This window comes from Streptomyces sp. NPDC043952 (genome assembly GCF_056435325.1).
Map to the genome: position 1 here is coordinate 74863 of NZ_JBWKES010000019.1, position 22340 is coordinate 97202.

Annotated in this window: 18 protein-coding genes and 1 riboswitch; of the genes, 2 read left to right on the plus strand and 16 right to left on the minus strand. The window is 74.4% G+C overall.

Features of this window, described 5'->3' with window-relative positions:
- Positions 1-231 precede the first annotated feature (231 nt).
- The 6 genes from cobC to cobM are packed head-to-tail and all read right to left on the minus strand — an operon-like array spanning position 232 to position 6585.
- Positions 232-1290 (minus strand): Rv2231c family pyridoxal phosphate-dependent protein CobC, encoded by a 1059-nt coding sequence (cobC, locus tag AC069R_RS22125; RefSeq protein ID WP_478768523.1) that lies wholly within the window; start codon positions 1288-1290, stop codon positions 232-234.
- Positions 1280-2203 (minus strand): sirohydrochlorin chelatase, encoded by a 924-nt coding sequence (locus AC069R_RS22130; RefSeq protein WP_478768524.1) that lies wholly within the window; start codon positions 2201-2203, stop codon positions 1280-1282. Before AC069R_RS22130 ends, cobC begins: the two co-directional genes overlap by 11 nt.
- The gene (locus AC069R_RS22135; RefSeq protein ID WP_478768525.1) at positions 2200-2787 is read right to left on the minus strand and encodes a precorrin-8X methylmutase; all 588 of its coding nucleotides are present in this window, start codon (positions 2785-2787) and stop codon (positions 2200-2202) included. The genes AC069R_RS22130 and AC069R_RS22135 overlap by 4 nt, the downstream gene beginning before the upstream one ends.
- Entirely contained in the window at positions 2784-4487 is a 1704-nt protein-coding gene (gene cobJ / locus AC069R_RS22140; RefSeq protein ID WP_478768526.1) for a precorrin-3B C(17)-methyltransferase, read from the minus strand. The genes AC069R_RS22135 and cobJ overlap by 4 nt, the downstream gene beginning before the upstream one ends.
- Positions 4484-5722, minus strand: coding sequence for a precorrin-6y C5,15-methyltransferase (decarboxylating) subunit CbiE (gene cbiE, locus AC069R_RS22145; protein WP_478768527.1), 1239 nt, complete (start codon positions 5720-5722; stop codon positions 4484-4486). Before cbiE ends, cobJ begins: the two co-directional genes overlap by 4 nt.
- On the minus strand, positions 5719-6585 hold the full coding sequence (gene cobM, locus AC069R_RS22150; RefSeq protein WP_478768582.1) for a precorrin-4 C(11)-methyltransferase: 867 nt from the start codon (positions 6583-6585) through the stop codon (positions 5719-5721). The genes cbiE and cobM overlap by 4 nt, the downstream gene beginning before the upstream one ends.
- A gap of 143 nt (positions 6586-6728) precedes the next feature.
- Between cobM and AC069R_RS22155 the strand changes: the two genes are divergently transcribed.
- Positions 6729-7460, plus strand: a complete 732-nt coding sequence (locus tag AC069R_RS22155) for a ZIP family metal transporter (RefSeq protein WP_478768528.1) — start codon at positions 6729-6731, stop codon at positions 7458-7460.
- 23 nt (positions 7461-7483) lie between these two features.
- On the opposite strand, the gene cobI is transcribed toward AC069R_RS22155, so the two are convergent.
- From cobI to AC069R_RS22205, 10 genes are all read right to left on the minus strand, one after another.
- The gene (cobI, locus tag AC069R_RS22160) at positions 7484-8215 is read right to left on the minus strand and encodes a precorrin-2 C(20)-methyltransferase (RefSeq protein ID WP_397986589.1); all 732 of its coding nucleotides are present in this window, start codon (positions 8213-8215) and stop codon (positions 7484-7486) included.
- Positions 8212-9594 (minus strand): cobyrinate a,c-diamide synthase, encoded by a 1383-nt coding sequence (locus tag AC069R_RS22165; RefSeq protein ID WP_478768583.1) that lies wholly within the window; start codon positions 9592-9594, stop codon positions 8212-8214. The genes cobI and AC069R_RS22165 overlap by 4 nt, the downstream gene beginning before the upstream one ends.
- Positions 9591-10190 (minus strand): cob(I)yrinic acid a,c-diamide adenosyltransferase, encoded by a 600-nt coding sequence (gene cobO / locus AC069R_RS22170; protein WP_478768529.1) that lies wholly within the window; start codon positions 10188-10190, stop codon positions 9591-9593. Before cobO ends, AC069R_RS22165 begins: the two co-directional genes overlap by 4 nt.
- A complete protein-coding gene (locus AC069R_RS22175; RefSeq protein ID WP_478768530.1) occupies positions 10190-12190 on the minus strand; it encodes a putative cobaltochelatase in 2001 nt (666 codons plus the stop codon). Before AC069R_RS22175 ends, cobO begins: the two co-directional genes overlap by 1 nt.
- A 169-nt stretch (positions 12191-12359) precedes the next feature.
- Entirely contained in the window at positions 12360-16013 is a 3654-nt protein-coding gene (gene cobN, locus AC069R_RS22180) for a cobaltochelatase subunit CobN (RefSeq protein ID WP_478768531.1), read from the minus strand.
- The gene (locus AC069R_RS22185) at positions 16010-17518 is read right to left on the minus strand and encodes a cobyric acid synthase (protein ID WP_478768532.1); all 1509 of its coding nucleotides are present in this window, start codon (positions 17516-17518) and stop codon (positions 16010-16012) included. The genes cobN and AC069R_RS22185 overlap by 4 nt, the downstream gene beginning before the upstream one ends.
- On the minus strand, positions 17515-18468 hold the full coding sequence (locus AC069R_RS22190; RefSeq protein WP_478768533.1) for a cobalamin biosynthesis protein: 954 nt from the start codon (positions 18466-18468) through the stop codon (positions 17515-17517). Before AC069R_RS22190 ends, AC069R_RS22185 begins: the two co-directional genes overlap by 4 nt.
- A gap of 99 nt (positions 18469-18567) precedes the next feature.
- Positions 18568-18710, minus strand: a riboswitch (cobalamin riboswitch).
- Positions 18711-18915: 205 nt separating this feature from the next.
- A complete protein-coding gene (locus AC069R_RS22195) occupies positions 18916-19143 on the minus strand; it encodes a hypothetical protein (RefSeq protein ID WP_397986595.1) in 228 nt (75 codons plus the stop codon).
- Between the two features lie 31 nt (positions 19144-19174).
- The gene (locus AC069R_RS22200) at positions 19175-20437 is read right to left on the minus strand and encodes an inorganic phosphate transporter (protein ID WP_478768534.1); all 1263 of its coding nucleotides are present in this window, start codon (positions 20435-20437) and stop codon (positions 19175-19177) included.
- Between the two features lie 154 nt (positions 20438-20591).
- Positions 20592-21347 (minus strand): lysozyme, encoded by a 756-nt coding sequence (locus AC069R_RS22205; protein WP_478768535.1) that lies wholly within the window; start codon positions 21345-21347, stop codon positions 20592-20594.
- Between the two features lie 195 nt (positions 21348-21542).
- Between AC069R_RS22205 and AC069R_RS22210 the strand changes: the two genes are divergently transcribed.
- Positions 21543-22223 (plus strand): class II aldolase/adducin family protein, encoded by a 681-nt coding sequence (locus tag AC069R_RS22210; RefSeq protein WP_478768536.1) that lies wholly within the window; start codon positions 21543-21545, stop codon positions 22221-22223.
- Positions 22224-22340 lie beyond the last annotated feature (117 nt).

The following is a 22340-nucleotide window of genomic DNA, read 5'->3' on the forward strand; positions in this document are numbered from 1 at the left end:
GCGTCCGCCTCCGCGCGTCCGCTGTCGCGCCTCCGGCATCCGGCGTCCCGCGTCCGCCGTCGCGCGTCCGGTATCCGGCGCGCCGCGTCAGGAGCCCCGCATCCGGCGTCCGGCGTCCGCCGTCGCGCGTCCGCTGCCCCGCATCCGCCCTCCCACCTCCGCCCTCCCACCTCCGCCGACGCCCGTGCTCCGGCGCGGACTTGGTGTCCCCCGTGGCCGGGGCGGCCCCCGTCAGGCGAGGGCCGCCGACAGCGCGGTCAGGAAGGCGTCCGTCGTGGGGCGGGCGCGGACGGCGAGGCGGATCCAGTCGGGTCCGAGGCCGGGGAAGGTGTCCCCGCGGCGCACGGCGTAGCCGAGGTCGCGCAGTCGGCGCCGTACGGTGGCCGCCGCCGGGACGCGGGCCAGCACGAAGGAGCCCTCGGCCGGTCCCGCGACCCGCACCCCGCGGGGCGCCAGCGCGGACAGGCCGGCGACCAGGTGCGCCCGGTCGCCCGCGAGGCGGTGCGCCGCGTGCCCCGCCTCCGCCAGGGCGCGCGGCGACACGCACGCCTCGGCCGCGGCCAGCGCCGGGGTGGACACCGGCCACAGCGGCTGGGCCCGCTCCAGCCCGGCGACGATCTCGGGCTCGGCCAGCACATAGCCGATGCGCAGACCCGCGAGCCCCCAGGTCTTGGTGAGGCTGCGCAGCACCACGAGACCGGGCACGTCGGTCCGCCCGGCCAGCGCCTCCCGCTCGCCCGGCACCGCGTCCATGAACGCCTCGTCCACCACCAGCACCCGTCCGGGCCGGGCGAGCCGGGCGATCACCGCGGCCGGGTGCAGGACCGACGTCGGGTTGGTCGGATTGCCGATCACCACCAGGTCGGCCCGCTCCGGCACCAGCGCGGCATCCAGCCGGAAGCCGTCCTCGGGCCGCAGCAGCACCCGCTCCACCGTGTGCCCGGCGTCCCGCAGCGCCGCCTCCGGCTCGGTGAACTGCGGGTGCACGACGACCGGTTGGCGGACCTTGAGGGCGCGCGCGAGCAGCACGAACGCCTCAGCCGCGCCCGCGGTCAGCAGCACCCGCGACACCGGCAGCCCGTGCCGCGCCGCCACCGCCGCCCGCGCGGCCCGCCCGTCCGGGTAGGCCGCGAGGGAGGTCAGGGAGGCGGCGATCCGGTCCCGCAGCCACGGCGGGGGCGTGTCCGCCCGTACGTTGACGGCGAGGTCGACCAGCGCCGCGCCGTCGTCCCGTACCTCGGCGTCCCCGTGATGGCGCAGGTCGAAGCCGGGGGAGTCCTCAGTGGGCATGGCTGTGCGTGTGTCCGCCGTGGTGGTGGTGCCCGTGACCGTGCCCATGGCCGTGGTCGTCGTCGTCCGGGTGGAAGTGCGGCTGCTGCGGCAGGCCCACCTTGTCCTCGAAGCCCGGCAGCGCGATCCGGTACACGCACGAGTCGCAGTTCATCCGCAGATCACCCTGGACCGCCTCCTCGTACCGTTCGAGCACCAGGTCCAGCAACTCCGGCTCGGGACCGATGACATCGGCCGAGGACACGGCGGTCTCCGGGTGCGCGGCGGCCCACTCCTCGGTCTGCCGCCGCACCCGGTCCGGCAGGATCCCGGTGAACAGGAAGTAGGGGAGCACGACGATCCGCCGCGCCCCCAGCGCCGCGCAGCGGTCCAGGCCGCTCGGCACGTCCGGCGCCGCGAGGGACACGAACGCCGTCTCCACCCCGGCGTACCCCCGGCCCTCCCACAGCAGCCGGGCCGCCTTGAACACCTCCGCGTTGGCGTCCGGGTCGGTGGAGCCGCGGCCGACCAGCAGCACGGTCACCTCGGCGCGGTCCTGGTCGCCGATCACCTCGTCCAGGCGCCGCTCCAGCACGTCCAGCAGCGCCGGGTGCGGGCCCAGCGGGCGGCCGTAGGTGTACGAGATGCCCGGATGCCGCTCCTTCTCACGGGCCAGCGCGGCCGGGATGTCGCCCTTGGCGTGCCCGGCGGACACCAGCATCAGCGGCACGGCCGCGAACCGGCGTACGCCCCGCTCCACCAGCTCGGCCACCGCGTCGCCGAGCGGCGGCGGGGACAGCTCGATGAAGCCGCCCGCGACGGGCAGGTCGGGACGGCGGCGCCCCAGCTCCCGCACAAAGGCGCGGAACGCCTCGGCTCCGGCGTCGTCACGGGTGCCATGGCCGGCGATGAGCAGGGCGGGCGGGGTGTTCACAGGGTCTCCTCGGACGGAATCGGTTGGTACAGCAGGGCGTTGAGCGCGGCGGCCGCGACCGCCGAGCCGCCCTTCTCGGACACGTTGCTCACGGCGGGCAGCCCGCTTTCGCGCAGCGCGGCCTTGGACTCGGCCGCGCCGACGAAGCCGACGGGCAGGCCGATGACGAGCGCCGGGTCGGCGTCCAGGGTCAGCAGCTCCTCCAGGGCGGTCGGCGCACAGCCGATCACCCACAGGGCGCCGGGCCCGACCTCCTCGTAGGCGAGCCGGATCGCATGCGCCGAACGGGTAAGGCCCGGACCGGACGTGGCGTCCTTCAGCCGGCACACGGTCCGGCGCCGGGTGATGCCGGCGGCGACCATCTCCACGTCCACCACGACCGGCGCCCCGGCGTGCAGCGCGGCATGCGCCGGCACCAGGTCGCTCTCGGCCAGGACGAGGTCGCTCGCGTACTCCAGGTCGGCGGCGGAGTGGATGACCCGCTCCACCACCGCGCGGGTCAGCGGCGGGAGGTGGGAGGTGTCCAGGCGGGCGCGCAGCCGCCGGAAGGACTCCTGCTCGATGGGGTGCACGATCCGGTTCACCGGGCCTCCTCGGTCTCCCGCGGCTGCCCGCTCTGCCAGCGGTAGCCGCGCGGGGTCACCATGCGCCCGGCGACGGTCCGGGTCGCGGTGTTGCCCACGGTGACGACCGTCATCATGTCCACGCTCGCCGGATCGAGCCCGGCGAGCGTGGTGACCCGGCTCGACCCGTCCGGCCGCGAGGCGTTGCGCACGACACCCACGGGCGTCGCCGGCGCGCGGTGCTCGGCGAGGATGCCGAGCGCCTTCGGCAGCTGCCAGTCGCGGCCCCGCGAGCGGGGGTTGTAGAAGGTGACCACGAGGTCCGCCTCGGCCGCCGCCCGCACCCGCCGCTCGATGACCTCCCACGGCGTGTGCAGGTCCGAGAGGCTGATGGAGACGTGGTCGTGGCCCAGCGGCGCGCCCAGGATCGCGGCGGCGGCCAGCGCGGCCGTCACTCCGGGCACCCCGATCACGTCGATGTCGTCGGACGCCTCGGCGAGCGCGGGCGAGGCCATGGCGTACACGCCCGCGTCCCCGCTGCCGATCAGCGCGACCGCGTGCCCCCGCCGGGCCTGTTCCACCGCGGTGCGGGCCCGCTCCTCCTCGGCGCCGAGCCCGGACTCCAGCACGCGGGTGCCGGGCCGCAGCAGATCGCGGATCTGGTCCACGTACTGGTCGAGCCCGACCAGCACCGAGGCCCGGCGCAGCTCGGCCGTCGCGCGCGGGGTGAGCAGATCGCGGGCGCCGGGTCCGAGCCCGATCACCGCGAGCCGCCCGCGCCCCGGCCGGCGCACCACGGCGCAGGTCGCCATCGCCGGGGAGGCGCCCGACTTCCGCTTGGGGACGAGGAGTTCACCGCCGCCGAGCAGCGCGGCGGCCTCGGCGACCGAGGGGGTGCCGACGGCCGCGAGCGGCGCGGCGGAGGGGTTGGGCACCTCGACGGCGGCCAGCTCCCCGGCGGAGTACGTCACCACGGGCACGCCCAGCCGCTCGGCCGCCCCCACGATGCCCGGCTCCCCGGACTTGGCGTCCACGGTGGCGAGTTCGGCGACGGACCGCGGGGACAGCCCCGCCTCCCGCAGCGTCTCCTCGACCAGCCCGAGCACCTCGTCCACCGGCGCGCCCCTGGACGCGCCGACCCCGACGACGAGGGACGGCGGCCGCAACAGCACCTCGCGCTCGCCGGGTTCGACGTCCCGGTCGGTGAGCCGGATCGTGTACGACCCCTGCGGCGCGACCGGCAGCGGCGGCAGCGGCCACGCCGACTCCCGCACGAGCGCGACCGGTTCGCCGTCCAGCAGGGCGCGGGACACGGCGGCGACCGCACCCTCGCAGGGCAGGCCGAGCGTGTCGAGGCCGGCCAGCCCGACGGCGTCCGTGGCGGTGGTCACCACCGGCTCGGCTCCCAGCAACCCGCCCACCTCGCGCGCGAGTTCATTGGCGCCGCCGCCGTGCCCGCCGAGCAGCGACACCGCGAACCGGCCGCCCTCGTCCACACAGACCACACCGGGGTCGGCCGCCTTGCCGGCGAGCAGCGGCGCGAGCAGTCGTACCGTCGCGCCCGTCGCCAGGAAGCACACCAGCTGCTCGCACTCGGCGAACGCGGTCCGTACCGCCTCCCCGGCCGGTCCCTCGTACACCCGCGTACGGTCCGGCCAGGCCGCGGCCAGCCGGTCCCGTGCCGCCGCCCCCGCCGCGGTGGCGGAAATCAGGCCGATCACTGGTCAACTCCTTCTACGGTTGCGGGGGTTCTGACGCCCCAGAGCAAAAACACCGGGTTGGTCGCCGCGAGCCGGGTCACGTCCCCCGGCAGCGGGGCGAGCCGCGCGGACTGGAGCAGCACGCCGTCGCAGCCGAAGCCGGCGCCGGTCAGCGCCTCGCGGGCCGCGGGCACCCGGTCCAGGGCGGCCATGGCCACCACCACGGACCGGCGCGCACGCCGCGCGCACGCCCGGATCACGGCGGGCAGCCCGGCGCCCCCGCCGCCGATGAACACGGCGTCCGGGTCGTCGGCCAGCGCGGCCAGCGCCTCGGGCGCCCTGCCGTGCACGACGTCCACCTCCACGCCGTGGGCGCGCGCGTTCTCCCGGATCCGGGCCACCCCGTCCGCGGCCTTCTCGATCGCGACCACGGCCGCACCGAGCCGCGCGCACTCCACCGCGACCGACCCGGACCCGGCGCCGACGTCCCACACCAGATCCCCGAGCCGGGGCCCGAGCCGGGCCAGCGCGAGCGCGCGCACCTCGAACTTGGTGATCATGGAATCGCGGTGGGCGAACCCGGCCTCCGGCAGGGCCCATCCGGCAGGACCCGCGGGCACCCCGGCGACGGTGCGCAGCGGGCCCGGCGCCGAGGGCTCCGCCAGGCACAGCACCACGCTCACCGCCGTACCCCAGTCCCGCGCCGCCGCCTGCGCGGGCGTCACCCGCTCCACGCGTTCGTGCTCCGGGTCGCCCAGCGCGCGGGCCACCACCAGGGTCCGGTCCCGCCCGGCCAGCGCGGCGCCCAGTTCGGCCGGGCCCGCGCCCGGACCCGTGAGGACCGCGACCTTCGGATGCGCGCGGCAGACGTTCGCGGCCGTGCGCAGATCCCTGCCGTGCGCGCTGACCACCACCGCGTCGTCCCAGGGCAGCCCGAGCCGGGCGAACGCGGCGGCCACCGAGGAGACCCCGGCCCGCACCGACAGCAGCTCGGGCCCGAAGCGCTCGCCGAGCGCCCGGACGATCCCGAAGAAACCGGGGTCCCCGGAGGCCAGCACAAGGACCGGCAGCTCCTCGGCGACATATCCGGCGATGGTGTCCAGGGCGGGCGCCAGCGGCCCGAGCACCACCCGCTCCGCCCCGGCGGGCAGCCGTACCGCGTCCAGATGCCGCCGCCCGCCGACGACGAGCGCCGCGCCGTCCGCCACGTCCTCGGGAAGCGGCGCCCCGGTCCCCGTACCGACGACGGTGATCACCTGCCCGCCCCCCGCTCGCGCAGCTCCCGCCGCGCCTGCGGGTCGGCCTTGCGGAAGCCGTGGAAGTGACCGGGGTGGTACAGGTGCGAGCGGGTGCCCCGCGCGGCCAGCGCGGGCCCGACCAGGAACAGCGTGTGCTTCCAGAGCTTGTGCTCCTTGACCGTCTCCTCCAGCGTGCCGACCGTGCACCGCACGACCAGTTCCTGAGGCCAGGTCGCCTGGTAGGCGACGATCACCGGCGTGGACGTGGGATAGCCGCCCTCCAGCAGCTCCCGCACCAGCTGACCGCTGCGCGCCGCCGACAGGAACACCGCCATCGTGGTGCCGTGCCGGGCGAACTCGCGCACCTCCTCGCCGGGCGGCATCGGCGTCTTGCCGCCGCCGAGCCGGGTCAGCACGACGGACTGCGCGACCTCGGGGATCGTCAGCTCGCGCCCGGCCAGGGCGGCCACCGCGGAGAACGCCGACACGCCGGGCACCACCTCGGTGGCGATGCCCAGCTCCGCGCACCGGTCCAGCTGCTCCTGGGTGCCGCCCCACAGCGCCGGATCGCCGGAGTGGATCCGTGCCACCTTCAGGCCCTCGGCGTGCGCCCGCGCGTAGACCGCGACGACCTGCTCCAGGGACATGGCCGCCGAGTCCAGCACCTCCGCGTCGGCGCGCGCGTGCTCCAGCACCTCCGCCTGCACCAGGCTCGCCGCCCAGATCACCACGTCCGCCTCGGCGATCGCCCGCGCGGCCCGGAAGGTCAGCAGATCGGCGGCGCCGGGGCCCGCTCCGACGAAGGTCACCTTGCCGAGGGGCGCCCCGGCGGGCGCCTCCGCGGGGGCCTCGGCCGCCGGACCTGTGGGGGCGTCGGCCATCGGATCTGCGGAAGCGTCGGCCATCGGAAAAGTCCTCTCGTACGGAAAGCACACGGCAGTAGCGGGGTGAAATGTCAGAATGCGAGGCGATATGCGAGGTGCCCGATGTGCGCGAAGGCGCCTTCATCGGATAGCAAGTGCCTATGGCGGTCTTCGTCGCGCTCGGCGCGTTCCTGATGACGCTGGCCGGCGGCTGGACGGCTCAGCGAGTGACCGACCGTCGGCATCTCGTTCTGGGACTCGCCGGCGGTCTGATGCTGGGCGTGGTCGGCCTCGACCTGCTGCCGGAGGCGCTGCGCGCCGCCGACCGCGAGATCTTCGGCGTCCCCGCGGCCCTGCTGCTGTTCGTGACCGGCTTCCTCCTGGCCCACCTCGTGGAACGCACCCTCGCCGCGCGCCAGGCCGCCCACGGCGGGGACGAGCACGACCACCACCGGGCGCCCGAGGTGGGCCTCACGGCGGCCGGCGCCATGGTGGGCCACAGCGTCATGGACGGCGTCGCGATCGGCGCCGCCTTCCAGGTCGGCGGCGGCATGGGCACGGCCGTCGCGCTCGCCGTGATCGCCCACGACTTCGCCGACGGCTTCAACACCTTCACCATCACCAGCCTGTACGGCAACGCCCGCCGCCGCGCCATCGGCATGCTGGTCGCGGACGCCTGCGCACCCCTGATCGGCGCGCTGTCGACCGTCTTCTTCCACATTCCCGAACCGGTGCTCGGCGGCTATCTCGGCCTCTTCGGCGGCGTCCTGCTCTACCTCGCCGCCGCCGAGATCCTGCCCGAGGCCCACCACGAGCACCCCGCCCGCTCCACCCTGCTGTGCACGGTCGCCGGAGCCGCGTTCATCTGGCTGGTGGTCGGCATCTCCGGCTGACCGCGCCGGCCGCCGGACACCGCTCACAGCTTCCCGCCCCGCCCGCCGTCCCGCCGCGGCGGCGCGATCAGCGTCGACAGATACGGCAGCGGCGAACCGTCCAGCTCCGCCGCGGGCCGCACCGACTCCTCCGGCAGCCCCAGCGCCGAACCCCACACCGCGTCGTCGAGCCGCCCGGCCCGCGCCAGCGCCCCGGCGACCTCGGCGGCCTGCCGCCCGAACTTGTACGCCACGACGGTCCCCGGACCGGCCAGCGCCTCCTCCAGCACCGCCGCGCCCGCCGTCACCGGCACCAGCGTCAGCGGCTCGGTGCCCTCGGTCAGCACGGCACCGGAGCGCGCCGCGAGATCCTGCATGGCGGTGATCCCCGGCACGGTCTCCACGACGACGCCCGGCACCAGCTCCGCGATGGTCTGCGCGAGATACGTGAACGTCGAGTACACGTTCGGGTCCCCGATGGTGGCGAACGCGACCGAGCCGTGCCGCCCCAGCAGCTCCGCGACCCGCGCGCCCGCCGCGTCCCAGGCGGCCTCCCGGCGCGCCCGGTCGCTCCGCTCGTTCAGCGCGAACACCACGCGGACGATCTTCTCGCCGGACACGTAGTGCGCCACGGTCGCCTCGGCCCGCCCGCGTTCCCCGCTGTCCATCACGGGTACGACGACCACCTCGGCCGCCCGCAGCGCGTTGACCCCCTTCACGGTCACCAGCTCCGGGTCTCCGGGGCCGACCCCGACACCGATCAGCCTGCTGCTCATGACGTCCGGCACCTCTCCACGAACCGACGGGCCACGCCGGGCTCGGACGCCCAGTGCGTGTGCAGATAACTCGCGTGCACGCCCCGCTGTACAAAACCCTCGGCCCGCCGCTGCCGGCCCCGGATCCCCCAGGCGGGCACGGCACCGGCTCCCGGCTCCACCACGGTGCGGTGGAACTCGTGCCCCCGCATCCGCGTCCCGGCGGCGGCCAGCGCGCTGTCCCCGACGGCCACGGCGTCCCGGTACCCGAGCGTGAGCCGCTCCGCCATCCGCGCGGTGGCGTCCAGCACGCCGCACATCGGACGGCCGTCCAACTCCCGGCACAGATACAGCAGTCCGGCGCACTCGGCCGCGATCGGCGCCCCGGCCGCGGCGAGTTCGGCGACGGCCTTGCGCAACGGCTCATTGCCGGACAACTCGGCCGCGTACACCTCGGGAAACCCGCCACCGATGACCAACCCGGCGGTTGCGTCGGGCAGTTCCTCGTCCCGCAGCGGATCGAAGACGACGACCTCGGCTCCGGCGGCGGTGAGCAGCTCGGCGTGCTCGGCGTAGGAGAAGGTGAAGGCGGGACCTCCGGCGACGGCGATTCTGGGTCTGGGCCTTTCAGCCGGCCGAGACAGGTGGTCGTGGGTGGGCGGCAAGGCGGGGGTCCAGGGGGCGGGGTCGCCTGGGACGGGCCCCGCGGTGCGCGCCAGCCGCTCCAGTGCGGGCAGGTCGCAGCCACGGGACACCAGCGCCGCCATCTCCGAAACGGCGTCCACCGCAAGCGCCCGCCGCTCGGCCACCGGCACCAGCCCCAGATGCCGCGACGGCGTCTCCACCGGCCGCGCCCGCCGCAGCGCGCCCAGCACCGGCACCCCCACGGAGTCCAGCGCCTCCCGCAACAACTCCTCGTGCCGCCCGGACCCCACCTTGTTCAGGATCACGCCCCCGACCCGCACCCCCGGATCCCAGGACACGAACCCGTGCACCAGCGCCGCCACCGACCGCGACTGCGCGGACGCGTCCACCACCAGCACCACCGGCGCCCCCAGCAGCTTCGCCACGTGCGCGGTGGACGCCAGCTCACCCTCCCCGGCCGCACCGTCGTACAGCCCCATCACGCCCTCGACCACGGCGAGGTCACACCCCCGCGCCCCGTGCAGGAACAGCGGCGCGACCAGCTCCGGTCCGCACAGGTACGCGTCCAGGTTCCGCCCCGGCCGCCCGGTCGCCAGCGCGTGGTATCCGGGGTCGATGTAGTCCGGCCCGACCTTGTGCGGGGACACGGCGAGCCCCCGCGCGGCGAACGCGGCCATCAGCCCCGTGGCCACGGTGGTCTTGCCGCTGCCCGACGAGGGCGCGGCGATGACCAGCCGGGGCACCGACGATGTCACCACTCGATGCCCTTCTGCCCCTTCTGCCCCACATCCATGGGGTGCTTGACCTTGGACATGTCGGTCACCAGATCCGCGAAATCCACGAGCGCGGCCGGCGCGTTCCGCCCGGTGATCACCACATGCTGGGTGCCGGGCCGGTCGCGCAGCACCTGAACGACCTCCTCGGTGTCCACCCAACCCCAGTGCATCGGGTACGCGAACTCGTCCAGCACGTAGAACCGGTACGTCTCGGCCGCCAGGTCCCGCTTGACCTGCTCCCAGCCCTCCCGCGCCTTCTCCTCGTTGTCCAGCTGCGCGTCCCGCTGCACCCAGGACCAGCCCTCGCCCATCTTGTGCCAGTCCACGCGGCCGCCCTCGCCACAGGCACCGAGCACCCGCAGCGCGTTCTCCTCGCCGACCCTCCACTTCGCCGACTTGACGAACTGGAACACCCCGATGGGCCACCCCTGGTTCCAGGCCCGCAGCGCCAGCCCGAACGCGGCGGTCGACTTCCCCTTGCCGACGCCCGTGTGCACCACGACCAGCGGCCGGTTACGACGCTGACGGGTCGTCAGACCGTCGTCCGGTACGACACTCGGCTGTCCCTGCGGCACTACGCGGCCCTCCTCGACGTCCCCTGCACATCCCGCACCAACCCGGCGATCGCGTCCGCCCGCAACTCGTCCAACGTGACCGCCGTACCGGCGAGTTCACCCGCGAGCTGCCCGGCAAGCCCGAGCCGCACCGGCCCCGACTCGCAGTCCACGACCACCGAGGCGACCTGCTCGGCCGCGAACAGCCGCGCCGCCCGCCCGGCCAGCGCGACCGGCTCCGGACCACCCGTGGCCCGGCCGTCCGTGACGACGACCAGCAGCGCCCGCCGCGCCGGATCCCGCAGCCGCTCCACCCGCAGCACCTCGTGCGCCTTGAGCAGCCCGGCCGCGAGCGGGGTACGGCCCCCCGTGGGCAGCGACTCCAGCCGTACGGCCGCCGCGTCCACCGAGGACGTCGGCGGCAGCGCCACGTCCGCGCCCGAGCCCCGGAAGGTCACCAGACCCACCTTGTCCCGCCGCTGATACGCGTCGAGCAGCAGCGACAGCACGGCACCCTTCACCGCGCCCATCCGCTGCCGGGCCGCCATCGACCCCGAGGCGTCCACGACGAACAGCACGAGGTTGCCCTCGCGCCCCTCCCGGCTGGCCTGCCGCAGATCGTCCCGGCGGATCACCAGCCCCGGCCCGCTGCGCCCCCGTGCCCGCTGGTACGGCGCCGCCGCCCGCACGGTCGCCGCCAGGTGCAGCTTGGTCAGGGCGCCCTGCGGTCGCCGCGCGCCTGTGGTGCGCCCGTGCTCGGTCCGCGCCCGCGAACGCCGCCCGGCGGCACCCTCCCCGATGCCGGGCACGCTGAGCACCTTGGTCCGGAACGGCTCGGCCGCCCGCACCGGAGCCTGCTCACCCGCACCGGCACCGGCGGGCCGCGACTCCCCGCCCTCACCGGCCTCGGGCCGCGCGGCGGAGTCCCCGCCGCCCTCGGGACCGGACTCGGGCGCGGGCTGCCCGCCCCCGCCGGGGCCGTCGGGATCGTCGTCGCCGTCCCCGTCCTGCCCGGCGGACCGCTCCAGCGTCTCGTCCAGCTTGTCCTCGTCGAGTCCGGGGGCGTCGAAGGGCGCACGACGCCGACGATGAGGCAAGGCCAGCAGCGCGGCCTGGCGCACATCCTCGGCGAGCACGTCGGTCCGCCCCGCCCACGCCGCCAGCGCGGTCGCCGTGCGCGCCATCACGATGTCGGCGCGCATGCCGTCCACCTCGAAGGCCGCGCAGGTCGCCGCGATCTGCCGCAGCGCCGCGTCACCCAGGCGCACCTGGGGCAGCAACTCCCGTGCCGCGACGATCCGTTGCCGTACGGCGGCCTCCTCGCCGGCCCAGCGCGCGGCGAAGGCGGCGGGGTCGTCGTCGTACGCGAGGCGCCGTCGTACGACCTCCACCCGCTGGTCCGGCTCCCGCGAGGCGGCGACCTCCACGGTCAGCCCGAACCGGTCGAGCAGCTGCGGCCGCAGCTCGCCCTCCTCCGGGTTCATGGTCCCGACGAGCAGGAACTTCGAGGCGTGCCGCACGGACACGCCCTCGCGCTCCACGTACGAGGCGCCCATCGCCGCCGCGTCCAGCAGCAGGTCGACCAGGTGGTCGTGGAGGAGGTTGACCTCGTCCACGTACAGGATCCCGCGGTGCGCGTCGGCCAGCAGGCCCGGCTCGAACGCCTTCACGCCCTCCGCGAGCGCCCGCTCGATGTCCAGCGCCCCGACCAGCCGGTCCTCCGAGGCGCCGACGGGCAACTCGACCATCCGCGCGGCCCGTTCGGCACCGGGCCCCGCTTCGTGCGGCCCGTCCGGGCACCCCGGATCCGGCGCCCCCGGATCACAGGAGAACCGGCATCCGGGCACCACGGCCACCGCGGGCAGCAGCGCGGACAGGGCCCGTACCGCCGTCGACTTCGCGGTGCCCTTCTCGCCCCGGACCAGGACTCCACCGACCGCGGGGCTGACGGCGTTGAGCAGCAAGGCCAGCCGCAGATCGTCCTGCCCGACGACAGCAGTGAAGGGATAGGGCGTGCTCATGCGGTGATCACTCCTTCGGGTGGATCAGGGTGGAGCGGCCCGTGGCCAGGCCGATGGCCGGTCAAAGTAGCGGCGTGCTCCCTGCCGCTGCGGGGGTGGTCCGTCCCGTTTCTCCGGGTCCAAGTCCTACTCGGTGTGGTCCCCGCCGCTGCGGGGTTTCCCCGGGAGATCACTCGTCTCCCTCCAGATCTCCCTCAAGCTTGAGGTAGGTCGCCCGGAGCCGGTCCAGGGTTTCCTGGTCCGGCTCCGCCCACAGGCCCCGGTCGGCGGCCTCCAGCAAGCGTTCGGTGACGCCTCTCAGAGCCCAGGGATTCGACTGCCGCATGAAGGCGCTGTTCTCCGGGTCGAAGACGTACTCGGCGGACAGCTTCTCGTACATCCAGTCGTCCACCACGCCCGCCGTGGCGTCGTACCCGAACAGGTAGTCCACGGTCGCCGCCATCTCGAAGGCGCCCTTGTACCCGTGCCGGCGCATCGCCGCCATCCAGCGCGGGTTGACCACCCGCGCCCGGAAGACGCGGTGCGTCTCCTCGCCCAGCGTGCGCGTCTTCACCTGGTCCGGCACGGCCGAATCGCCCACGTACGCCTCGGGGTTGGCCCCCGTCAGGTGCCGCACCATGGCGACCATGCCGCCGTGGTACTGGAAGTAGTCGTCGGCGTCCGCGATGTCATGCTCTCTCGTGTCGACGTTCTTCGCCGCCACCGCGATCCGCTTGAACGCCGTCTCCATGTCCCCGCGCGCCGCCCGCCCGTCCAGGCCCCTGCCGTACGCGTAGCCGCCCCACACCGCGTACACCTCGGCGAGGTCCGCGTCCGAGCGCCAGTTCCGCGCGTCGATCAGCGGCAGCAGCCCCGCGCCGTACGCGCCCGGCTTGGAGCCGAAGATGCGGGCCGTGGCCCGGCGCCGGTCGCCGTGCCCGGCGCTGTCCTCGTCCACGTGCGCCCGTACGTAGTTGGCCTCGGCCGGCTCGTCCAGCTCGGCCACCGCGCGCACCGCGTCGTCGATCAGCCCGACCACGTGCGGGAACGCGTCCCGGAAGAAGCCGGAGATGCGGACCGTGACGTCGATGCGCGGGCGCCCCAGCTCGGCCGGCGGGATCACCTCGAAGCCGGTCACCCGGCGCGAGGCGTCGTCCCAGACCGGACGGCAGCCCAGCAGCGCCAGGATCTCGGCGATGTCGTCGCCCTGGGTGCGCATCGCGGACGTGCCCCAGACCGTCAGGCCGACGGACTTCGGGTACGCGCCGGTGTCGGCCAGATACCGCTGCACCAGCGAGTCCGCGAGCGACTGCCCGACCTCCCAGCTCAGCCGGGACGGGATCGCCTTGGGGTCGACGGAGTAGAAGTTACGGCCGGTCGGCAGCACGTTCACCAGGCCGCGGGTCGGCGAACCGGACGGGCCCGCCGGGACGTAACCGCCGTCCAGCGCCCGCAGGATGTGCCCGATCTCGTCCGTGGTGCGCGCGAGCCGGGGCACGACCTCGTCGCAGGCGAACTCCAGCACGGCCACCGCGTCCGGGAGTTCGACACCGCCGAGCACGCCCCGTACGACGCCCCGCACCGCCTCGCGCGCCCAGTCGCGCGCCTCCATGCCCTCCGCGATCCGCCGGCACAGCCCCTCCAGCAGATCGATCGCGTCGGCGGCCGTCCGCGCCGGCCCCGCCACCAGGTCCGTCAGCTCCACCGGCACCTTCACGGGCGCGCCCGGCCCGGCCAGCAACTCCTTCTCCACCAGCCCGAAATGTTCGGCGAGAGCGGCCCGCAGGCCGGGCAGCGCATTCGCCCGGCCGCCCCACACCTGGGAGGCGCGCAGCACGGCGAGGACGAGGTTGACGCGGGGCTCGCCGACCGGGCCGCCGCCGAGGATGTGCAGCCCGTCGCGGATCTGCACGTCCTTGATCTCGCACAGATAGCCGTCGATGTGCATCACGAACTCGTCGAACGCCTCGTCGTCCGGCTGCTCGTCCACATGCAGGTCGTGGTGGAGCTCGGCGGCCTTGACCAGGGTCCAGATCTGGGCGCGGACGGCCGGCGCCTTCGCCGGGTCGAGGTCGGAGACGAGCGCGTACTCGTCCAGCAGCTGTTCCAGCTTGGCGAGGTCGCCGTAGGTGTCGGCGCGGGCCATCGGCGGCACCAGGTGGTCCACCACGGTGGCGTGCCCGCGCCGCTTGGCCTGGGTGCCCTCGCCGGGGTCGTTGACGATGAACGGGTAGATCAGCGGGAGTTCGCCGAGCACCGCGTCCGGCGCGCAGCCGCGGGACAGGCCGAGGCCCTTGCCCGGCAGCCACTCCATGGTGCCGTGCTTGCCCATGTGCACGATCGCGTCCGCGCCGAAGCTGTGCTCCAGCCAGCGGTAGGCCGCCAGGTAGTGGTGGGAGGGCGGCATGTCGGGGTCGTGGTAGATCGCGATCGGGTTCTCGCCGAAGCCGCGCGGCGGCTGGATCATCACGACCACGTTGCCGAACCGAAGGGAGGCGAGCACGATGTCGTCGCCGTCCACGTACAGGTTGCCCGGCGGCTCGCCCCACGCCTCGGTCATCGCCTCCCGCAGCTCGGGGTCGAGCCTCTCGAACCAGGCCCGGTAGTCGGCCAGCGGCACCCGCGCGGGCGCGGCGGCCAGCTGCTCCTCGGTCAGCCACTCCACGTCGTGCCCGCCGGCCTCGATCAGCCGGTGGATCAACTCGTCGCCGCCGGAGGGGTATTCGGTCAGCGAGTACCCGGCGTCCCGCAGCGCGTCCAGCACCCGGACCGCCGACGCGGGCGTGTCCAGGCCGACCGCGTTGCCGACGCGGGAGTGCTTCGTCGGGTACGCGGTGAAGACGAGGGCGACGCGTTTGGCGGCGTTCGGCTTGTACCCGAGGCGCGCGTGGCGCACGGCGATCCCGGCGACCCGCGCGGCCCGCTCGGGGTCGGCGACGTACACCGGGACCTCGTCGGGGCCCTGCTCCTTGAAGGAGAACGGCACGGTGATCAGTCGGCCGTCGAACTCCGGGATGGCGACCTGCATCGCCGCGTCCATGGGGGAGAGCGCGGCGTCCGACGCGTCCCACGCGGCGCGCGAGGAGGTGAGGCAGAGCCCTTGCAGCACAGGGATGTCGAGATCCGCGAGGGCGCCGATGTCCCAGGCTTCCTCGTCGCCGCCCGCCGACGCCTCGGAGGCGTGTGTGCCGCCGGCCGCGAGCACGGTGGCCACCAGCGCGTCGGCCCGGCCCAGCAGCTCGTACAGCCCGGCGTCCGCGCCGCGCAGCGAGCCGCAGTACACCGGGAGGGCGTTGGCGCCCTGAGCCTCGATCGCCGCGCACAGGGTGTCCACGAAGGCGGTGTTGCCGCTGAGTTCATGGGCCCGGTAGAACAGCACGCCCACCGTCGGGCGGCCGTCCTGGATCTCGTAGGCGCCGTGGACGCCGTACTCCGGCATCCGGCGCGGCTCCTCGAAGCCCTCGCCGGTCAGCAGCACGGTGTCGGACAGGAACCGGGACAGCTCCCGCAGATTGTCCGGGCCGCCCTCGACCAGGTAGCGCAGCGCCTCCGCCACCACCCCGGCGGGCACGGTCGACTCGGCCATCAGCTCCGCGTCCGGCACCGTCTCGCCGCCCAGCAGCACCGCCGGGACACCGGACGCCTTCAGCGCGGCCAGCCCGTCCTCCCAGGCGCGCTTGCCGCCGAGGAGGCGTACGACGGCGAGGTCGGCGCCGGCCAGCAGCCGCGGCAGCTCCCCGGCGACGTCGACGCGGGTGGGGTTGCCGATCAGATAGCCGGCGCCACACGCCCGCGCCGCCAGCAGATCGGTGTCGGCGGTGGACAACAACAACACTGTGCTCATGCGGGCGCTCCCGGTGGGATGAAGGGCAGTCCTTGCGGCGCGCCGGACTCGATGAGCCGCCACAGCGCGTCCGTGTCCGCGTGCTGTTCGATCAGGTCGCCGAGCCGGTCGAGCTGCTTCTCACGCAGCGCGGCGAAGGAGGTGTCCGGCGCGGGCACGAAGCGGCGGCCCGCGGCGGCGGCCACCTCGCGCAGGAAGGCCCGGCGGAAGCCGTCCGACTCCAGTGCGCCGTGCCAGTGGGTGCCCCAGGTGGTGCCCACCCGGCAGCCGTCCAGGAAGGCTTCGCCGCCGTCGATCCGGGCGACGCCGTGGTGGATCTCGTAGCCCTCGACCGGTTCGCCGAGGGCCTGCCCACGGGGGCGGGCGAGGGTCTTCTCGCGGGCGAAGCGCACCCGCACGGGCAGCAGTCCGAGTCCGGTGACCGCCCCGGCCCGCGACTCGACCTCGTCCTCGATGTGCTCGCCGAGGATCTGGAAGCCGCCGCAGATGCCGAGCACGGGCCGGTGTTCGGCGGCCCTGCGGGCGAGCGCGCCGGCGAGGCCGCGCTCGCGCAGCCACCGCAGCGCCCGGACCGTGCCGCGGGTGCCGGGGACGACGGCCAGATCGGCGTCGGCCAGCTCCTCCGGGCGGTCCACGAAGCGCACCACGACGCCGGGTTCGGCGGCCAGCGCGTCCACGTCCGTGAAGTTGGACATCAGCGGGATCGCGCAGACGGCGACGCGCAGCACGTCCGCGCCGAGCGGGGGAGCTGTGGCCGACTCGCGCACCGCGCCCCGCAGCGAGACGCGCAGGCCGTCCTCCTCGTCGATGCCGAGACCGTGCTGGAAGGGCAGCACGCCGTACGCCGGGCGCCCGGTGAGGCCCTTGAGCATGTCCAGGCCCGGTTCCAGCAGCGAGACATCGCCGCGGAACTTGTTCACCAGGAACCCGGCGACCAGTTCCTGGTCCTCGGGCGAGAGCAGGGCGAGGGTGCCGAAGAAGGAGGCGAAGACGCCGCCGCGGTCGATGTCGCCGACGACGAGCACGGGCAGCCGGGCGCCGCGCGCGATGCCCATGTTGACGATGTCGGTGCGGCGCAGATTGATCTCGGCCGGGCTGCCCGCGCCCTCGCAGATCACCGCGTCGTACTGCCCGCGCAGCTCGGCCAGGCAGTCCAAAACCGTTCCCAGCAGCCGCTGTTGGCGCCCGCCGTGGTAGCCGCGCGCGCTCAGCTCGCCCACCGGCCTGCCCAGCAGCACCACCTGGCTGCTCTGTTCGCCGCCCGGCTTGAGCAGCACCGGGTTCATCAGCGCGGTCGGTTCGATCCGGCAGGCCTGGGCCTGCATGGCCTGGGCGCGCCCGATCTCGGCGCCCTCGCGGGTGACGAAGGAGTTCAGGGACATGTTCTGCGCCTTGAACGGCGCGACCTTCACGCCCTGGCGCACCAGCCACCGGCAGATCCCGGCCGTCACGACGCTCTTGCCTGCGTCGGAGGTGGTGCCGGCGACGAGGAGACCACCGTTCACTTCCCGCGTCCCTTCAGCCCGTTGACGAGGTGGCGCGCGGCGAGTGTGGTGCCGAGCGCGAGCAGGCCGACGCGGCGGGAGAGCCGTACCGCGCGCTCGATGTCGGGGACCCGGACGGCCCGCCCCGTGACGCCGTTGAGCACGGGACGGTGCTCGGTCCGGCCGCCGTAGGAGAGGGTGCCGCCCAGGCGCACACCGAGGGCGCCCGCGAAAGCGGCCTCCACGGGACCGGCGTTGGGGCTCGGATGCCGGCGGGCGTCCGCGCGCCAGGCCCGTACGGCGCCGCGCGGATCGGGTCCGGCCGCGGCGGCGAGTACGGCGGTCAGCCGGGCCCCCGGCCAGCCGGCCACGTCGTCCAGGCGCGCGGACGCCCAGCCGAAGCGGCGGTACCTGGGGGACTTGTGACCCGACATCGCGTCCAGGGTGTTGACGGCCCGGAAGCCGAGCAGCCCCGGCACCCCGGCGGCCGCGCCCCACACCAGGGCGCCCACGACCGCGTCGGAGGTGTTCTCGGCGACCGACTCGACCACGGCCCGCGCGATCCCGTCGGCGTCCAGCGCCTGCGGGTCCCGGCCGCACAGGTGCGGCAGCCGGGCGCGGGCCGCCTCGACGTCCCCGGCCGCGAGGGCGCGGCCGATCGCCCGCGCCTCGCGGGCGAGGGAGGTGCCGCCGACGACGGACCAGGCGGCCGCGGCGGTCAGGGCGACGGCGGCGGTGGGGGAGGGGCGGGCGACGCGTGCGGCCAGCGCTCCGAGCGCGACGGCGCCACCGGCGCACACGGTGGTGTGCAGGGCGCCCCAGCCGCGGTGGTCGTGCCACAACGCGCCTTCCACGGCGGCGGCCGCACGCCCGAACGCGGCGACCGGATGCCCGCGGCGGGGATCGCCGAGGAGGAGGTCGCCGAGGAGTCCGGCGGCGGCGCCGTACGCGTAACTGCGATCGGCGGCCATCGGCTCAGCCGGCCGTGGGCACCGCGACAGTGGTCCTGGTACTGGTCGTTCGGCAGCCGAGCATGGCGATGTGTCCTCACTCAGGGTGTCCGCGCCCTGGTTCGACGTGATCCGGCGGCGAGAGTTCCTGGCTCTCCGGGGGTTCTTCCCCGGTGACAGTGGCGGGACCGCGCCGGATTCGCACCGGCTTCCTCTCCTGCTGCCGTAGATGGCGTGGGCAGTCCACCATGCGCCCGGAACGGCCGTCAACTTGCCGTTGACCTGCGGGAGTGTGCAGATCCCCACACCGCGCGGGGTGGCCGGGCATGCCGAAGGCTCCCCTGCCGCGGGTGGCGGAGGGGAGCCTGGGGGACTGCCGGGGTGGTGCGGGCCGTGACACCTTCGAGGTCAGGGCCCTTTCGGTGCCAGGACGCTTTCGGTGTCAGGGCGCTGCGGGGCCCTGACGGCTCAGGACTTGGAGACGATCAGGAGGATGCCGTACGCCACCGCCGCCGCGCAGGCCGCGAAGCAGACGTAGGCGCCGGTGACGGCGAGCGTGGCGGAGCCGCCCTCGGCCGCGGCCTTCTCGCGCCGGGCCAGGCCGTTGATGCCGAGGGTGAACAGGACCACCAGGCCCACCGTGAAGGCGAGGCTGACGCCGAAGACGGAGCCGATGGCCGCCCAGTCGATCTTCATGGGGTTGCTTCCTTGGTGAACGGGCTGGGGGTCAGACGGTGGCGGCCGGCGGGACGGCGGAGGCCGTCTGCTCGGCGGCCGGGACCGGCGCGGGGGCGGGGATGGTGGCCGTCAGGTCGTCGGCGATCGAGCCGGCGGGCGGCGGGGTCACCGCGGCGATGGCGGTGGTCACCACGCCGGACGGCTCCGCGGCCGGCTCGGCGACCACGTTGGTGTGGTCGATGACCTCGCGCCGGGACAGCTTGTAGATCCAGGCGCTCGCGGCGACCAGGAAGACGGCGACCGCGGCGGTGCCCCCGTCACCGAGTTCGGTGACGGCCTCGGCGCCCGCGCCGACCAGCGCGGCGGCCGGCAGGGTGAGCACCCAGGCGACGGTCATCCGGGTCGCGGTGGACCAGCGGACCACACCGCCCTTGCGGCCGAGGCCCGCACCCATCACCGCGCCGGAGACGACGTGGGTGGTGGAGAGGGAGAAGCCGAGGTGGGAGGAGGCCAGGATGGCGGTCGCGGCGCTGGTCTGCGCGGCGAAGCCCTGACGGGGCTCCAGATCGGTCAGGCCCGTGCCCATCGTGCGGATGATGCGCCAGCCGCCGATGTAGGTGCCGAGCGCGATGGCCAGGCCCGCGGAAAGGATCACCCAGGTGGGAGGGTTGGAGCCGGGGGCGATGGCACCGCCCGCGATCAGCGCGAGGGTGATGACGCCCATCGTCTTCTGCGCGTCGTTGGTGCCGTGCGCGAGGGAGACCAGCGCGGCCGAGGCGACCTGGCCGGCGCGGAAGCCCTTGCGGGTGGCCTCGCCCCCGGTCTTGTCGCCGGCGGCGTAGGAGAACCGGGTCGCCACCAGCGCGGCGACACCGGCCACGACCGGCGCGGCGACCGCGGGCAGCAGCACCTTGGTGACCAGCACGCCGCCGTGCACGGCGCCGAATCCGGCGGAGGCGACGGCCGCGCCGATCAGACCGCCCATCAGCGCGTGCGAGGAACTGGAGGGCAGGCCCACCAGCCAGGTCAGCAGGTTCCAGAGGATCGCGCCGACCAGGGCGGCGAAGATGACTTCGGGACGGATGCCGCTCTCGTCGACGAGACCCTTGGAGATCGTGTTGGCGACCTCCACGGAGAGGAAGGCGCCCACCAGGTTGAGGGTGGCGGACATGGCTACCGCGAGCTTCGGCTTCATCGCGCCTGTGGAGATGGTGGTGGCCATCGCGTTCGCGGTGTCGTGGAAACCGTTCGTGAAATCAAACGCGAGTGCGGTAACCACCACAATCGCGAGGATCAGCGAGAAGCTTTCCATTTACCCAGGCAATCGTTCGAGGTCGTTGTCCGGATGAACGTAGGCAACCTGGGTGAACGGAAGATGAACTGGGGCGGGCACGGGGGTGTCCGCAACGGGGGTGTGCGGCTCCGCTTCCCCGCTCCGAACCGGACGTGCCCATGCGCCCCTTGGGCTACCAGCCCGCGGCGAAGGTCCGCAGCCCGCTGGAACTGCCGTTGAAGAGATTCTGGTCACCCGGCAGCCGGCCCGCGGTGGCGTACTGCCAGAAGGTCCAGGACTGCCAGCCGCCCGGCAGCCTGCCCGGTCCCGAGGAGCCGTGGCTGGCGACCCACAGGGGGTGGCGGGAGGCGAAGGCGTGGCTGTCGCCGGTGCACTGCTTCCACCAGTGGGCCGTGGTGTAGATCACGGGACGGCGGCCGGTCTCGCGGACCACCTCGTCGCTGAACGACCAGATCCAGGACTTCATGCGCTTCCAGCCCAGCCTGTAGCAGGGGTGCTTCGCGCTGTACGGGTTGTACTCGATGTCCAGCGCGGGCGGCAGCGTCCAGCCGTCCGGCCGCCAGTCGCCGCCGTGCGCCACGAAGTACCTGGCCTGCCGGGCGCCGGAGGACCTGTCGGGCAGCGCGAAGTGGTAGGCGCCGCGGATCAGCCCGGCGTCGCGCGCACCGTCGTACTGCTGGTCGAAATAGGGGTTGCGGTAGCCCGTGGACTCGGTCGCCTTGACGTAGACGAAGCGCGCCCCGCCGGACCGGGCGGCCGGCCAGTCCACGTTCCGCTGGTGGGACGACACGTCGTGCCCCTTCGGCAGGCTCGCGATCCGGTCCGAGGGACCGGCCGCGGCGGCGGTGGCGCAGGTCAGGGCGAGTGCCGCCGCGGTCGCCGCGAGGGCACCGGCGCGGCGGCGGAGGTGGATGCGGTCACGGGCCATGTGCCAACTCCCCGGAAATGACGGACGACCGGATCGCCCGGCGGGCAGGAGGGCTCATTCAAGGGCCGCTGATCGTTGAATCTGGGGAGATTTTTAGCGTTTGGCCTGATATACACCCTTTTGGGGGTGCGAAACCGCGGGCGGAAATGCGGCGACCGGCCACCTGGTGTACAAGCGGCTGGCAGGATCGCGGACATGACCTCCAAGCTGCGGGAGACGGGCGGAGAAGCGGGCGGGGAAGCGGCCCGGCGGTGGGCGGAGCTGGTGGCGACGGCGCGGCGGAGCGTCGCCGACGGGCTGGTCGTCGGCACCTCCGGGAATGTCTCCGCGCGCGTCGGGGACGTGGTACTGGTCACCCCCTCGGGTGTGCCCTACGACCGGCTCACCCCGGACGACATCACCGGCGTGGACCTCACCGGCCGTCAGGTGCTCGGCACGCTGGTGCCGACCAGTGAGCTGCCCATGCACCTCGCGGTCTACCGCACCACCGGCGCACAGGCGGTCGTCCACACCCACGCCGTGCACGCCACCGCGGTCTCCATGCTGGTGCCCGAGCTGCCGCTGGTCCACTACATGGCCGCCGCCCTCGGCGGACCCGTACGCGTGGCGCCGTACGCCGCCTACGGCACCGACGCGTTGGCCGCGCACATGCTCCAGGCCCTCGACGGCCGCTCCGGCTGCCTCCTCCAGAACCACGGCACCCTCACCTACGGCGCCACCCTCGACCAGGCGTACGACCGCACCGCCCAGCTGGAGTGGATGTGCCGGCTCTGGCTGACCGCCTCCTCGGTGCCGGGGCTGACCCCGTCTCTGCTGACGGAGGCACAACTCGCCGAAGTCGGGGAACGCCTGAAGGGATACGGCCAACGGAGGTGACCCGTGTCCCACAGCTCCCCGAGCGGCGCCCCGCTCAGCTCTCCGCTCCGCGACCTGACCTCGGCCCTGCACCTTTCATCCCGGTATCTCCCCCCATCACTCCACCCCGCCTCTCCA